Genomic DNA, 14,193 nt, shown 5'->3' with positions numbered 1-14,193 from the left:
CGGTGAGTTCGTCCTGACCCTCGACAACGGATTCCAGTCCCGCGCCTACTTCAAGTTCACCAGCTGAACCCGAAACACGCGGGAGGGGGCTCCCCGCCCGGGGGGCTCCCCCGGGTCACGGGGTGACAGGTGCGGCCCCGCCCCCCACGGAGCTGGCCCGCATCGTCGCCGGACAGGTTCGACGATCAGCCGACCGACTTGTTGTAACCGTCGATGGCACCCTGGACGCTCGCGGCGGCATCCTTCATGGCCTGCTCCGCCGGCTTGCTACCGACGATCGCGGCCTCCAGGCCGTCCTCCGACGCCTTGCGCGCCTGCGGCATCACACCGAGCAGGCAGCCGGCCGACGCGACCGACGGGGGCAGCGCGTGCAGCTGATCCACGGCGGTACGGAACTGGGGGAACTTCGCCATCCAGTCCTTGTCGATCTGCTCGTCCAGCGCCTTGGAGTTGATCGGCACGTAGCCGGTGCCGGTGTGCCACTTGGCCTGCGCGGCCGGGCTGGACGCGAACTTCACGAACTCCCAGGCGGCCCGCTTCTGCTGCGCGCTGTGACCGACGCCGCCGATCCACAGCGAAGCCCCGCCGATGATCGGTCCCCCCGCCGACGAGCTGTCCAACTTTGGGTACGGGGCGGTGAGCACGGTGAACTTACCCTTCGCCGCGTCCACGTAACCGCGCAGCACACTGGTCGACTCCAGGTGCATGGCGACCGTACCCGCCTTGAACGCGGCCTGAGCGTCGTCGGTCTTGCGCCCGGTGTTGGTCGCGTAGCCGCCCTTCACCAGGTCCGCCCACCACTGCGCGACGCGTACCGCGGACTCCTGGTCGAACTGCACCTTCGAGGCCAGGCCCGCCCGGCCGTTGCCGTGGTCGCAGTATTCCTTGCCGTCGGTGGCGAGCAGCTGCTCCAGCAGCCAGCCGTAGATCGCGGCGCCGAAGCCGTACTGGATGGTCTTGCCGCCGGCGTCCTTGACGGTCAGCTTCTTCGCCAGCTCGCCGATCTCGGTGAGGGTCCGCGGCGGCTTCGTCGGGTCGAGCCGGGCCCGCTCGAACGCCTCCTTGTTCAGATACAGCAGGGGAGTGGAGGAGTTGAACGGCATCGACCACAGCTTGCCGTCGATGGAGTAGTAGTTGGCGATGTTCGGCTCGATGTCGGCCGTGTTGAACGAGTCCTTCTCGGCGAACTTGTACATCGGCACGACCTGCTTCGAGTCGACCATGAAGCGGGTGCCGATGTCATAGATCTGCACCAGCGCCGGCGTGCTCTTCTGCTGGACCGACGCCTTGTACTTGGCGATCGTCTCGTCGTAGCTGCCCTGGAAGACCGCCTTGACCTCGACCTTGCCCCCGCTCTGGGCGTTGAAGTCGGCGACCAGTTGGTCGACCGCCTCGGCGTTCGCCCCCTTCATCGAGTGCCAGAACTCGATGGTGGTCTTGCCCGAGGCCTTCTCGAGCACCTCGGCGCCGGGCGCGTCGAGCGCGTCGCCGCCGGCATCGGATCCCGAGCCGCCGCACGCGCCCATCGCCGCGACGGCCACCAGGGCGACGAATGCCGTCATGGTTCGGCGGAGCCGAAGTTTGGTCATGCGCTCTCCTTCTGTCGGTTCAACGCAGCGCGCCGGCGGTGAGCCCGCGGACGATGTAGCGCTGACCCAGGATCACGACGGCCAGCGTGGGGAGCAGGGACAGCGCCACGCCGGCGAGGATCAGACCTGGCTGGGCGGCCTCCGCGTCGTTGAGCTGCGAGATGCCGATCTGCAGCGTCTGGAACTCGGTGTCCCGGATCAGGATCAGCGGCCAGAAGTACTGGTTCCAGGCCGAGAGGAAGACGTACACGCCGACCGCCGCGATGGACGGCTTGGACAGCGGCACGAGGACCCGCCACAACAGCCGCCAGTGGCCGCAGCCGTCGATCACCGCGGCGTCCCGCAGTTCGCTGGGGAACTGCAGGAAGGCCTGGCGCAGCAGGAACGTGCCGAACGCCGAGGCGAGGAAGGGCAGCACCAGGCCGAGGTAGGTCAGCCCGCCGCGGGCCAGTCCCCAACCGGAGACCGTCAGGTAGTTGGGGATGATGATCGACTCCCACGGCACCATCAGGGTGGCGAGGAACAGGCCGAACGTGGCCGCCCTGGCCGGCAGGCGGAGGAACGCGAACGCGTACGCGGCGACGATGCTGGTGATCACCTGGGCCAGGGTGATGATCCCGGCCTGGATCGCGGAGTTGAGATAGAAGCGGCCGAGCGGCACCGACCGGAACACGTCGGTGAGGTTCTGCCAGTGCAGTTCGCTCGGCACCAGCGCGGGCGGGTAGGTCGCCAGGTCGCCGGGGCCCATCACGGCGCCGACGAAGCCGTAGTAGACGGGGAACAGGACCGGGATCGCGGCCACGCCGAGCACGACGTAGACGGCGACCTGGCCGAGGGAGGGTTTCCTCATCGGTAGTGGACCCGCCGTTCGAGGATGCCGAACTGCACGGCCGTGCAGGCCAGCATGATGACCAGGAGTACGACGGCCTGCGCGCTGGCCGCGCCGAAGTCCGCCGAGCCGAAGGCGAACGCCTTCTCGTAGATCGAGTAGACCAGGGTGGTGGTGGCCTGGTCCGGTCCGCCCTTGGTCAGGATGTGGATCTGCCCGAAGCTCTGCAGGGCGTGGATCGTGGAGACCACGACGAGGAAGAACAGCTGCGGGGAGAGCAGCGGCACGGTGATCCGGGACGCCAGCCGCCAGCCGGTCGCGCCGTCCAGCCGGGCGGCCTCGACGACCTCGGGTGGGATGGCCGCCACGCCGGCGGAGAGCACGAGGACGTTGTAGCCGAAGTTCATCCACACCGTCGCCGCGCAGACGGCGGGCAGCGCGATCGAGGGGTCGGTCAGCCAGTTGACCCGGTCGATCCCGAACGCGCCGAGCAGGCCGTTGGCCACCCCGATCGCGGGGTTGTAGATGACCGCGAAGACGACCGAGGCGGTCGCCACCGAGAACGCGAACGGCAACGCGAACGCGGTGCGCAGCACCCGTACACCACGGATGCGTGCCTCCAGCAGCAGCACCACAACCAGCGCGCCGGCGACGGCCGGCAGCACCGAGAAGAGGGTGAACAGCGCGGTCGTGGCCAGGACCCGGCCGAACTCCGCGGACAGCATCTCCTGGTAGTGCGCCGCCCCGACGTACGCCGACGGGGCGCCGAAGATGTCGTTCCCGTATACGGACAGGTACAGGGTCCGCCCGAGCGGCCAGAACACGAACAGGGCGAAGACCACGACCGACGGCAGCAGCAGCAGCCAGCCGAGACCGGCCTCGCGGAGGCGAAGGCGCTGCCGCCGCCGTCCGCCGGAGTTACCGGGCTTGGTAGGGGCGCGCTCGGCCGGTGGTGCGGTGACGGTCGGCGGGGGAGGCACGGCAGCACATTATCAACGACATCGATCAGGAGAAATCCTTACGCCCGCGATTCGCCGCCGGAAATTTTCTTCAGTTCGTGCTGCACCGTCCGCAGGGGATGATCGCGGGCACGGGCGGCAGACCCGCCGAGCCGTCACGGCTTGCGGGCGACTCCGGCCCAGTAGTAGGCGGCGTGCGGGTCGCTCGGCGCCCCGTCGTCGGGTTGCCAGGCCAGCACCGGGACGATCCCCGGTTCGACCAGCTCCCACCCATCGAAGAAACGCGCGACCTCGTCCCGGCTGCGCGGGACGAGGGTCATGCCGCCGTGACTGGCGGAGGCGACCGCTGCGGCCATCGCCTCCGGGTCGAAGTCCCCAGTGGGGTGGGTGATGGCCACATAGCTGCCCGACGGCAGCATGTCCATCAGCACCCGCACCTTTCCCCACGGGTCGTCGGCGTCCTTGAGCAGCATGAGGATCGCGATCAGGGTCAGCGCGACCGGCTGGTCGAGATCGAGCGTGCCGGTCAGGGCCGGGTCCTGCAGGATCTTCTCCGGCTCGCGCAGGTCGGCGTGGATGTATTCACTGCGCCCCTCGTCGGTGCTGACCATGAGGGCGCGCGCGTGCACCAGCACGATCGGGTCGTTGTCGACGTAGACCACCCGGGTCTCCGGGGCGATCTGCTGGGCGACCTCGTGCAGGTTGGGCCTGGTCGGGATGCCGGTGCCGATGTCGAGGAACTGCCGCACGCCCGCCTGCCCGACGAGGTAGCGCGCCACCCGGTGCACGAAGCGACGGTTCTCGGCCGCCATGGACCGGATCGTGGGGATCGCGGCGACCAGGGCCTCCGCCACCGCCCGGTCGGCGGCGAAGTTGTCCTTGCCGCCGAGCCAGTAGTCGTAGATCCGCGCCGAGTGCGGTATCGAGGCGTCGATGCCGGCGGACGCCGGCTGGTGCTGATCTGCCACTGCCTCGTCACCGTGCCGCACGAGCAACCTCCCACTGAGGACGATTCGCGAGTTCGGCACAGCGTAGCGTGGCCTGGCTCGGGCGTGCCCTGGCAGCGGCTATTCGTAGGGTTCTGCGGGTGGTGTGATCTGCTGCCAGGTATCCAGTTGGAAGTACGGGATGTCGGAGTCGTTGACCGGGTCCTTGGCGGTGTGGGGGATCCATCGGCCGGTGGCCCGCACCCAGGTGTCCGCCGGCAGGTGGGGCACCTCGCCGCGCAGCCCGATCTTGATGGGGATGCCGTCGGCGGCGCAGCAGGACAGCACGATCCGGGCGAGCATGGGTTGGCCGTCGGGGCCGGGGGCCAAAAAGCCGGTGAGCTGGATCTGGCGGTCGCGCAGCGTCCGGCCCTGGTCGTAGACCGCCCGGTAGCCGTAGTCGAGGAGGGTGAGCCGGGCCGGGTCGCCGGGTGGCAGGGGCGGGTAGGCGACGTCCTGGTTGTCGGTGAGGGCGGAGCCGGCGCGGGCGGCAGTGTCGGCGCCGAGGGCAGGTGGCACGACGAACAGGAGCGCGAGCGCCGGCAGCAGCAGCAACCAGCCGACCGCCGGTCCCGAGTGACTGTGCTCGTCGTCCTCCCTTGCGGTGGGCCGGTGACGGTCGCGGATCTCCTGTGTCAGCGCCATCACGGCGGCGACGACCAGCAGGACGCCTGCGGCGACGAGAAAGGGCCGCAGTCCCTGCTTGACGTAGCGGAGGTACAGGTCGGTGACGCTGGCGCGCACGATCGCGCCACCGAGGAAGACCATCACCACGGCCTGGGCGGCCCGGTTCACCAGATCACCGTCCCGACTGCGGCCGCGACGAGCACGGCGAGGGCGAAGGTGGCCGGGGCGAACCGGGCGGCGAACCGCCGGCCGAAGATGCCGGCCTGCATGGACACGAGTTTCAGGTCGACCATCGGGCCGACCACGAGGAACGCCAGACGCGCGGTCAGCGAGAACTGGGACAGCGACGCGGCGACGAACGCGTCCGCCTCCGAGCAGATCGACAGCAGCACGGCCAGCGCCGCCAGCGCCAGCACCGACAGCACCGGACGGGCCGCCAGGTCGTGCAGGAACTGCTGCGGTACGGCCACGTTGATGGTCGCCGCGGCCATCGCGCCGACCACGAGGAACCCGCCGGCGTGGACGATGTCGTGCCGGCAGGCCGCCCAGAACGCTGCCATCCGGGGCAGCCCGTCGAGGTGCGCCCGGTGCGGCAGGCGGATCCACTCGGCCCGGCCCAGCCGCAGCCACAGCCAGCCCATCAGCAGCGCCACGACCAGACTCGCGCCGCCGCGGGCGGCGACCATCTCCGGGTTGCGGGGGAACGCCACCGCGGTGGCGGTCAGCACGATCGGGTTGATCGCCGGCGCGGCGAGCAGGAACGCCAGCGCCGCGGCAGGCGTGACGCCACGCCGGATCAACGACCCCGCGATCGGCACCGAGCCGCACTCGCAACCGGGCAGCACGACCCCGGCCACACCAGCGATCGGGACCGCCAACGCCGGATGCCGGGGCAGCGCCCGGGCCCAGAACGAGCGCGGCACGAACACCGCGATCACGGCCGACAACACCACCCCGAACACGAGAAACGGGACCGCCTGCACCAGCACCGACACGAACACCGTCAGCCAGGTCTGCAACCGCGGATCGGCCACCACCCCGCCGACCTGCCGGTGCAGGACACCGACGAGGATGAGCAGCACGCACAGCACCTCGAGCGAACCGATCGCCCGGTCGCGTCGGGGTGACGCGGGTGCGGTGACCGGCGCCGGTGACGCCGGCGGGGGTGGTGCGGACGGTGGCGCGACGAGGTCGGCGGGGTCGGTTGCGCTCAGTACGGCCACCCTCTTCGAGTCGACGACGGGATCGTAGAGTCACCACAGTGTGACGCAGAGTCCGCGATGGCGGTGCTCGATCCCGCCATGGTGGGCCTTCCCCGGTCGGTGCGCGTGTGGACGCACGTGCGGAACAGGCACGGCGCGGCCAACCCGACGGTGACCAGGTGCCGGGGTGAGCTGCCCGACGGTGATCCGCGGCCCGGCGCGTCCGGCGAGGCCGAGCACGACGACCGATGCGCCGACGGCCGAACGGCCGTCCTTTCCCGACGCGCCCGACGGGTACGGTGAGGCGGCCCGGAGGAGGCGGCGATGGTCATCGAGGAACCGTCACGGCGACGGCGGAAGCGAAGGCTCCTTCCGATCGTGGGGTTGATCGGCGTGCTCGTCGTCGGCTTCGGCCTCATCTACGGGTCGCACTGGCTGCTCAACCCCTGGGTGACGGTGCCCGGGCGGCCCGGCCTGACCGGCTACTGGCAGGGCGAGGTGACGGTGGCACCCGGTGACAACCGGCGCGTCGTGCTTCACCTGAAGGGCGACCCACCGAACCGCTGCCAGAACTGCCCCGACATCGACGGCGAGGCCAAGGTCTGCGGCGCCACCCAGCACACGACCTACGACGTGTGGGGCGATCCGCTGAACTTCCGCGGCACCCGCTTCTCGTTGAAGATCCGTCCGGTGCGGGAGGGGCCCGGCCGGTTTCTCAACCGACTCGACGGGGAGTGGGACGGCGACCTGATCAGGGCTGACACCGAGATCACCGTCATCGATGCCGACGGTGTGGCCCGCTCGACCACCAGCAGTGACAGACCCCCGGACCCGCCGCTGCGAGTGGAGCTGCGGCGCGCCACGGCGGGCGACTACCGCGCCGCGTGCTGACCACACCGCCCAGGGCGAGGCGCTGTCCGGCGGCGGACGGCGCATCGACCCCGGCCGGCCCGAATGGGCGGGCGGGCGCCGGCTGATCAGCACCGCCGGAGAAGGCGAGCAGCGCTGACGGCGCGACAAGCCGTCGACCACCACGAGGGCGTCCAAGCACCCGACCGGCCCTGAGCGCCGGTCGAGCGGGCGAGCCGACCGGCTCAGCCACCGGCGAAGCAGACCCGCGCCCGCGCCGCAGGCGGCGGAACGCCGCCGTCACGACAAGGACGGGCACCGTTCCCGCCAGCGCGCCGACGAGCGCGGCCAGGCCGGGCTGGACGCCCCCCGGCAGGACCAGCAGGACGAGGGCCACCGAACCACCCGTGACCACCCGACGGATCGCGGTGCCAGCCGCTGCCGCGAGCGGCACGATCGCCCACAGCAGATACCACGGGTGCACCACCGGGCCGGCGATGACGAGCACCGCGAGAGACAGACCGAGGGCGGTGACCGGTCCGATCCGCTCGCTGCGCCGCCACAGCGACAGGCACAACCCCGCGGCGACGACGAGACCCACCAACCAGACAGCGTGCCTCGTCTGTTCCACGCCCACCCCCGTCAGGTGGTGCAGCACCGTGCCCACGGCCCAGCCCAGGTCGGTGGTGATGGACATCCAGGTGCGCGCGTGGGTGGGCGTACCCAGGGCCTGCACCCAGCCGAAACTCATCCCGGCCAGCGCCGTGACCGACAGCGCCGTGACGCCGGCGACCGCGCCGGTCCGCGCCGCGGCCCGCAGCCGTGGCCGGCTGCCCGCCAGCTGCTGCGCCCAGATGGGCACCACGAAGGCGATCGCCAGCGCCGCCGGCGCCTTGACGAGCGTGGCGAGGGTGAGCAGCACGACCCCGACCGCCGGTCGACGCCGCAGTGCCATGACCAGGCCGACGCACATCAGGCCCAGCATCACCGCCTCGTTGTGGGCATCGCCGATCAGATGGAGGAGCACGAGGGGGTTGAGCACGCCCAGCCACATCGCCGCCGCCGGGCGCACCCCGCAGAAGCGGGCCAGTCGGGGCACCGACCACACCAGCAGGGCCACCCCGAGCAGGGCCAGCAGCCGCATCCCGAGGATGCCGACCCACACCCCACCCCCGGTCATCTCGGTCACCCCACCGGCGAGGTTGAGGAAGACCGGACCGTACGGTGCCGGAGTGTGCTGCCAGATGGCGGGCACGTTCACCGTGAGGGGGCCACCCAACGCGGCCGGCCCGACCTGATAGGCGTCCAGTCCGGCCCGGGTCATCGCCCCCTGGGCGAGATAGCTGTGGACGTCGCCGCTGAAGATCGGGATGGTGAGGGCGAAGGGGCCTGCCCACCATGCCGCTGTGGTCGCCAGGCTGCGGCAGGAAATGTCACCGGAGCGAACCTGCCGGCCCACCCGCCACCACGCGAGCAGCAGCAGCGTGAGCCCGACGTAGACCACGGCCACCGACAGTGCCGTCGACGCGCGCACCTGGTGGACGATCGGCAGGTCAACGGCCACCTCGCCGACGGGCCGTACGCCCGCCAGCAAACCGCCCACCACCGTCACCAGCGAACCCGCCACGCCGAGCGTGCGGAGAGCGGCCAGGCGGTACCTCAGGGGCCGTGCGGACACCAGGCCGTTGCACTCTGTCGTGGCGCTACGCAACATCATCAGCAATCAGCAACCATTCGCCCGGGCAGCGATCGCCGTCGAAGGCGATCCGCGACTGCCATCCCCCCACGTGCAGCCCTCGCCGCGGTCACTCGCCGTCTCAGCAGGAACGGCTGCACCCCGGACTGAATCTAATGCGATGCACACTCACGTTCACTGGGTTCCGGTGCAATTTGTGGCTCCGCGCCGTCGGGCGGGCAGCCCCCGGGGCAGAGGCGAAGCGAAGGTACGCCTTTGTCCGCTGTCTTCCCGTCCCGTCCGGTCCGACCGGTACTGATCGGTTTGGAAATCATCCGACTTTCCCGCCCAGGCGTTCAGCCGGGGGTCACCGCTGGCGGTTGTCGAGGAGTTCGTTGAGCTGCAGCGCGGTGGTGATCAGGGCGAGGTGGCTGAACGCCTGGGGGAAGTTGCCGATCTGTTCACCGGTGAGGGCGATCTCCTCGGCGTAGAGGCGAAGGTTGCTGCTGAAGGTGAACATCTTCTCGAAGGTGAGGCGGGCGTCGTCGAGCCGGCCGGCACCGGCGAGCGCGGCGACGTACCAGAAGGTGCACATGTTGAAGGTGCCCTCGTCGCCGGGGAGGCCGTCGGGTGCGGTGGCCGGGTCGTACCGGTGGACCAGGCTGTCGGAGACAAGGTCCTCCTCGATGGCCCGCAGGGTCGACTGCCACAGCGGATCGGTGGGGGTGACGAAGCCGACCGCCGGCATGATGAGCAGCGCCGCGTCGAGGACGGGCTCGCCGTAGCTCTGGATGAAGGAGCGGCGGCCCAGGTGATAGCCGCGCTCCATGATCTGGTTGTAGATGGCGTCGCGCTGTTGGGCCCAGTGGGTCACGTCCCCCGGCCGGCCGTGGCGGTTGGCCAGACGGATCGCCCGGTCGAAGGCGACCCAGGACATCAGGCGGCTGTAGGTGTAGTTGCGGGGGTGGTGGCGGCTCTCCCAGATGCCTGCGTCGGGCTGGTCCCAGTTGTGGCAGAGCCAGTCGACGAGCCGGACGGTGCTGCGCCAGACCTGGTGCGACGGCCGGATGCCCTGCTCGTCGGCGAGGTGCATCGCGTAGAGGGCCTCGCCGTGGATGTCGAGTTGCAACTGTTCGGCCGCGCCGTTGCCGATCCGGACCGGGCCGGAGCCACGGTAGCCCTCGAAGTGGTCGAGGATCTCCTCGTGCAGGTCGGATGAGCCGTCGACGCGGTACATGATCTTCAGCGGGGCGTCGTTGTCGCCAGCCTCGCGGACGCGCTCGTCGAGCCACTCCACGTACCGGCTGGCCTCGTTGGTGAAGCCGAGCCCCAGCAGGGCGTGCACCGAGAAGGATGTGTCCCGGATCCAGGTGTAGCGGTAGTCCCAGTTGCGGGTGCCGCCGATCTGCTCGGGCAGGGCGGCGGTCGGGGCGGCGATCATCGCGCCGGTCGGCGCGTACGTCATGAGCTTGAGGGTCATCGCGGACCGTTCCACCATCTCCCGCCAGCGCCCACCGTACCGGGAGCGGTCGAGCCAGCGGCGCCAGTATTCGATGTTCTGCTCGAACATCGCCGCGACCTCCTCCGCCGGGACCACGCGCGGCGGCCGGACGGAGGCCGTCTCCAGGACGACGCCGCCGGTCTCGCCCTCCTGCAGCGTGACCCGGCCGACCAGGTCGTGGCTGTCGGTGGCGACCTCCCGCTCGCGAAGCAGCCGCGGGACCGGACGGACCGGATTGAGCGTCAGGCTCAGCGACGGGCTGCGGAAGACGTAGCCCTCGGGGTGCACCTCCAGGCTGTGACGGTCCCGGCCGTAGTTGAACCGGGGCCGGCACTCCAGCCTGAAGTGCATGCTGCCCCGGATCATGCGGACCATGCGTACCAGGCGATGCTGTTCGGTGGGCCGCTCACCGGCGACCGGCATGTAGTCGATGATCTCCGCGACCCCGTCCGCGCTGATGAAGCGGGTGATCAGGATCGGCGTGTCGGGCTGGTAGAGCTGTTTGGTGACGTACCGGACGCCGTCCGGGGCGATGCGGAAGTAGCCACCCTTCGTCCGGTCCAGCAGGGCGGCGAAGACGCTGGGTGAGTCGAAGCGCGGCGCGCAGAACCAGTCGATGGAGCCGTCACACGTCACCAGGGCGGCCGTCTGGAGGTCACCGATGAGGCCGTGGTCCTCGATGGCGGGGTACTTGTCCACGCCGCCCTCCCCACGTCGCCTGCCTCCGATCGGACGGTAGACGCCCGGGGTGCACGCGGGGCCGCGAACGGCGACGGTTACCCCGTCGGAGCTACCGGCTGCTCGCAAAACTGGCGAGCAGGATCAGGACTCGTGCCTTGATGTCGTCGCGTACCTGGCGGACGACGTCGAGGCCTTGTCCGGCGGGGTCGATGAGTTTCCAGTCTTCATAGCGTTTTCCGGGGAAGACGGGGCAGGCGTCACCGCAGCCCATCGTGACGATGATGTCGCTGGCTTCGGCCGCGTCCCAGGTGAGTCGGGCCGGGGCCGCCCCCGTGAGGTCGATGCCGACTTCGCGCATGGCTTCGACGGCGACCGGGTTGATCTGCTCGGCCGGTTCGGAGCCGGCGGAGCGGACCTCGACGGTGTCGCCGGCGAGGTGGCGGAGCCAGCCGGCCGCCATCTGGGAGCGGCCGGCGTTGTGGACGCAGACGAACAGAACGCTGGGCTTGTGGCTCATCGAACTTCGCGCTCCTGGCGGAGTTGGGGCATGACGACTGCGTCTGCGGCACCTTCGGCGTGGGGGTACCAGGCGGCGAGTGCGGCGACGGCGACCAGGCCGCCGACGAGTTGGGCGGCCACGAAGCCGGGCACCGACGTGGGGGCGATGCCGGCGAAGGTGTCGGTGAACGCCCGGCCGATGGTGACGGCGGGGTTGGCGAACGAGGTGGACGAGGTGAACCAGTACGCCGCCCCGATGTAGGCGCCCACGGCGGCCGGGGCGGCGGAGGTACGGCCGCTGCGAGCAAGGGCGAAGACCAGGAGGACCAGGCCTGCGGTGGCGACCACCTCGGCCAGCCACAGGTTCCCCCCGATGCGGTCGGTGCGCGACCAGGTGAGGGCGGGCAGCCCGAACATGAGGTCGGCCAGGACCGCTCCGGTGATCGCGCCGCCGATCTGGGCTGCGGTGTAGGCGGCGAGATCCCGTCCGGACAGGCCGGTGCCGGCGCGGCGGCCGAGCCACCAGTCGACGGCAGAGACGACAGGGTTGAAATGCGCGCCCGAGACCGGGCCGAAGGTCAAGATCAGCGCGCCCAGCGCGAGGGCGGTGGCGATCGCGTTTTCCAGGAGCTGGAGTCCGACGTCGGCGGGGGACAACCGGGCGGCGGCGATCCCGGAGCCGACCACGGCGGCGACCAACAGGGCGCTGCCGGCGAACTCTGCCGACGCCCGCCGGGGCAGGGCGAGGCTCACGCGGTGCCACCGGCGGCCGGTGCAGCGGAGATCTCCAGCAGCGCGCCGAGCTGACGGAACGCTTCCGGCCTGACCCGGTACCAGACCCAGGTGCCCCTGCGCTCGAAGTCGACCAGGCCAGCCTCGCGCAGCAGCTTGAGGTGGTGGGAGATGGTCGGTCCGGACAGGTCGAACGCCGGAGTGAGGTCGCAGACGCAGATCTCCGGCACCGAGGCGATCATCGACATCAGCCGCAGCCGGACCGGGTCGCCCAGGGCCTTGAACATCGGCGCGATCGCCGCCGCCTGATCGGCGTCCATCGGGCTGGCCGCGATCGGGGAGCAGCAGGCGACGGCGTTGAGGTCCACCACCGGCAGCGCTTGTTTCGACATGTCTCTAGGTTGACAGATTTCAAAACAGGGTGCAACGTGGGTCCTGCTTCGAAAAACATCTAGGCAAGGACCGAAGCGATGATCAAGCTGTTCCGCCGTCGTCACGTCGACGTCCAGGGCGTGACGTTCTGCGAGTCGTGCGGGCAGGTATGCACCGCGGCTTGCCGGGCCGATGCCCGCTACGAGCGCACCCGCACCACTGCTCTGATCGACCACCACATCCGCTGAACCGTCAGGAGGTAGTCATGTCCCGTGTCCAGTTCGCCCTGCGCGTATCCGACCTCGAAGGCTCCGTCGCCTTCTACTCGAAGCTGTTCGGCGTCGAGCCGGCCAAGCGTCGCCCCGGCTACGCCAACTTCGCCATCGAGAACCCACCGCTGAAGCTTGTCCTGCTCGAAGGCGAGGCCGGCCAGCCCACCGTCATGGACCACCTGGGCGTCGAAGTGTTCAGCAGCGACGAGGTCAACGCCGCCACCCAGCGCCTCACCGACGCCGGGCTGATCACTCTGGAAGAGAACAACACCGAGTGCTGCTACGCCCTCCAGGACAAGGTCTGGGTACGCGGCCCCGGCAACGAGCCCTGGGAGGTCTACACCGTCAAGGCCGACTCCGCCCAGCTGGAGAAGGCCACCGAGAGCCCATGCTGCACTTCCGACAAGGAACCGGCCACCAGCGGAGCCGCGGCAAGCTGCTGCTGAACGGTGGAACGTGCGCGCCCAGCGGCAGTTGGCCATCGGGCGCACACGTCCGCGGTGGCCTCGTGACCTACGGACGCGTCGAGGCTGCGTCCCACCGGCCGCATCGCTTCAGGCTCGCTTCAACACGGGGCCGGAGTCGCGCTCCAGGCTGTCGGAACCGTGCGCGGGCCGGGTCATCACATGGCTGACCGATGCCAGCAACAGGCCGAGGAGCAGGCCGGAGACGGCAATCGAGAGATCAGTGTCGGCAGAGTTGACCGGTGGATTGCCGGCCAGAGAGGTCATCGCGGTGCCGACCGCTGAACCGGCCAGGTAGAGAATCACGGCCGCGGGAAGCAGCACCACACAACAGGCGACCGCGACGGGAAGCAGCCGAATCAGGGAGACCTCCCGGACCGCGACGACAGCGAGCGCTGCCGCCACCGGCATGCCGATCAGGCCGACAGCGGTGAGAGATCCGTGGTTGCCGGTCGCAAGCCAGGCAGCTAGCGCGGCCACCACGACGAAGGCGACCACCCGTCGGGCACGGAGGAAGGTGAGCTGAACCGCGACGAGCCCCAGGACGACGGCGACGAACATCACCACCAACCCCGCCTTGAGCATCGACAGCGCGTTCTCGATCCGTACCTGATCGGGGTCGGTGACCGGCTCGTCCCACGGGGTGGTGACCACCATCGTGGCCACGGCGAGCACCGCGGCGACGCCAGCGGACAGCTGCCGGGCCAGCGCCGTCCCGACCTGACCCTTCGAGACCCGGGCAGCGACGACGGCGGCCGTCGAGAACAGGGCGACCCCACCGACGGCGAGCCACGCTGCGGTGGCGCCACCCGCCACGTCCATGCGGTCCAGCCACAGGTCCACAGCGAGCCAGCCGACCGTGGCGATCGCGCCGGCGAGGACGCCGCGTACGTTCGTGCGACAGATCAGGATCACTGCGCCGAAGGCCAGCAAGATCGCCAACTGCCGGATGTCGCG

15 protein-coding genes are annotated in these 14,193 nt (G+C 70.2%); 3 read left to right on the top strand and 12 right to left on the bottom strand.

Going from position 1 to position 14,193, the window contains the following annotated elements; all coding sequences use genetic code 11:
- Positions 1–185: 185 nt before the first annotated feature.
- The 6 genes from FXF52_RS37755 to FXF52_RS37730 all read right to left on the bottom strand — a co-directional run bounded on the left by FXF52_RS37755 (position 186) and on the right by FXF52_RS37730 (position 6,096).
- Positions 186–1,589 carry an ABC transporter substrate-binding protein gene (locus FXF52_RS37755; RefSeq protein WP_148804468.1) on the bottom strand — a complete coding sequence of 468 codons (1,404 nt, stop codon included), beginning with the start codon at positions 1,587–1,589 and terminating at the stop codon, positions 186–188.
- Positions 1,590–1,608: 19 nt separating this feature from the next.
- Complete coding sequence (locus tag FXF52_RS37750) at positions 1,609–2,439, bottom strand: carbohydrate ABC transporter permease (RefSeq protein WP_148804467.1); 831 nt, start codon at positions 2,437–2,439, stop codon at positions 1,609–1,611.
- On the bottom strand, positions 2,436–3,398 hold the full coding sequence (locus tag FXF52_RS37745) for a carbohydrate ABC transporter permease (RefSeq protein WP_148804466.1): 963 nt from the start codon (positions 3,396–3,398) through the stop codon (positions 2,436–2,438). The genes FXF52_RS37750 and FXF52_RS37745 overlap by 4 nt, the downstream gene beginning before the upstream one ends.
- Positions 3,399–3,532: 134 nt before the next feature.
- Entirely contained in the window at positions 3,533–4,345 is an 813-nt protein-coding gene (locus tag FXF52_RS37740) for an SAM-dependent methyltransferase (protein WP_255472788.1), read from the bottom strand.
- A gap of 99 nt (positions 4,346–4,444) precedes the next feature.
- On the bottom strand, positions 4,445–5,158 hold the full coding sequence (locus tag FXF52_RS37735) for a TIGR03943 family protein (protein ID WP_148804464.1): 714 nt from the start codon (positions 5,156–5,158) through the stop codon (positions 4,445–4,447).
- The gene (locus FXF52_RS37730; RefSeq protein WP_187413953.1) at positions 5,155–6,096 is read right to left on the bottom strand and encodes a permease; all 942 of its coding nucleotides are present in this window, start codon (positions 6,094–6,096) and stop codon (positions 5,155–5,157) included. The genes FXF52_RS37735 and FXF52_RS37730 overlap by 4 nt, the downstream gene beginning before the upstream one ends.
- A gap of 420 nt (positions 6,097–6,516) precedes the next feature.
- Between FXF52_RS37730 and FXF52_RS37725 the strand changes: the two genes are divergently transcribed.
- On the top strand, positions 6,517–7,083 hold the full coding sequence (locus tag FXF52_RS37725; protein WP_148804463.1) for a hypothetical protein: 567 nt from the start codon (positions 6,517–6,519) through the stop codon (positions 7,081–7,083).
- Here the strand turns inward: FXF52_RS37725 and mptB are convergent.
- From mptB to FXF52_RS37700, 5 genes are all read right to left on the bottom strand, one after another.
- Complete coding sequence (gene mptB, locus FXF52_RS37720) at positions 6,968–8,719, bottom strand: polyprenol phosphomannose-dependent alpha 1,6 mannosyltransferase MptB (protein WP_187413952.1); 1,752 nt, start codon at positions 8,717–8,719, stop codon at positions 6,968–6,970. The genes FXF52_RS37725 and mptB overlap by 116 nt on opposite strands.
- Positions 8,720–9,083: 364 nt before the next feature.
- Positions 9,084–10,916, bottom strand: a complete 1,833-nt coding sequence (locus FXF52_RS37715) for a glycoside hydrolase family 15 protein (protein WP_148804461.1) — start codon at positions 10,914–10,916, stop codon at positions 9,084–9,086.
- Positions 10,917–11,007: 91 nt separating this feature from the next.
- A complete protein-coding gene (locus tag FXF52_RS37710; protein WP_148804460.1) occupies positions 11,008–11,415 on the bottom strand; it encodes an arsenate reductase ArsC in 408 nt (135 codons plus the stop codon).
- Positions 11,412–12,149 (bottom strand): MIP/aquaporin family protein, encoded by a 738-nt coding sequence (locus FXF52_RS37705; RefSeq protein WP_148804459.1) that lies wholly within the window; start codon positions 12,147–12,149, stop codon positions 11,412–11,414. Before FXF52_RS37705 ends, FXF52_RS37710 begins: the two co-directional genes overlap by 4 nt.
- Complete coding sequence (locus FXF52_RS37700) at positions 12,146–12,520, bottom strand: helix-turn-helix transcriptional regulator (RefSeq protein ID WP_148804458.1); 375 nt, start codon at positions 12,518–12,520, stop codon at positions 12,146–12,148. Before FXF52_RS37700 ends, FXF52_RS37705 begins: the two co-directional genes overlap by 4 nt.
- Before the next feature lie 78 nt (positions 12,521–12,598).
- Here FXF52_RS37700 and FXF52_RS42175 point away from each other — a divergent pair, with 78 nt between their 5' ends.
- Both FXF52_RS42175 and FXF52_RS37695 read left to right on the top strand, forming a co-directional pair.
- A complete protein-coding gene (locus FXF52_RS42175; protein ID WP_187413951.1) occupies positions 12,599–12,748 on the top strand; it encodes a hypothetical protein in 150 nt (49 codons plus the stop codon).
- Between the two features lie 17 nt (positions 12,749–12,765).
- Complete coding sequence (locus tag FXF52_RS37695) at positions 12,766–13,218, top strand: ArsI/CadI family heavy metal resistance metalloenzyme (protein ID WP_148804457.1); 453 nt, start codon at positions 12,766–12,768, stop codon at positions 13,216–13,218.
- A gap of 108 nt (positions 13,219–13,326) precedes the next feature.
- Here the strand turns inward: FXF52_RS37695 and FXF52_RS42170 are convergent.
- A partial coding sequence (locus tag FXF52_RS42170; protein WP_222870898.1) for a hypothetical protein occupies positions 13,327–14,193 on the bottom strand: 867 nt, incomplete at its 5' end.

It is taken from the genome of Micromonospora sp. MP36, from assembly GCF_008119785.1.
Classification (GTDB): Bacteria; Actinomycetota; Actinomycetes; order Mycobacteriales; family Micromonosporaceae; genus Micromonospora.
Note: the sequence above shows the minus strand (reverse complement) of the source record. Positions and strands in the feature narration are given on the sequence as shown.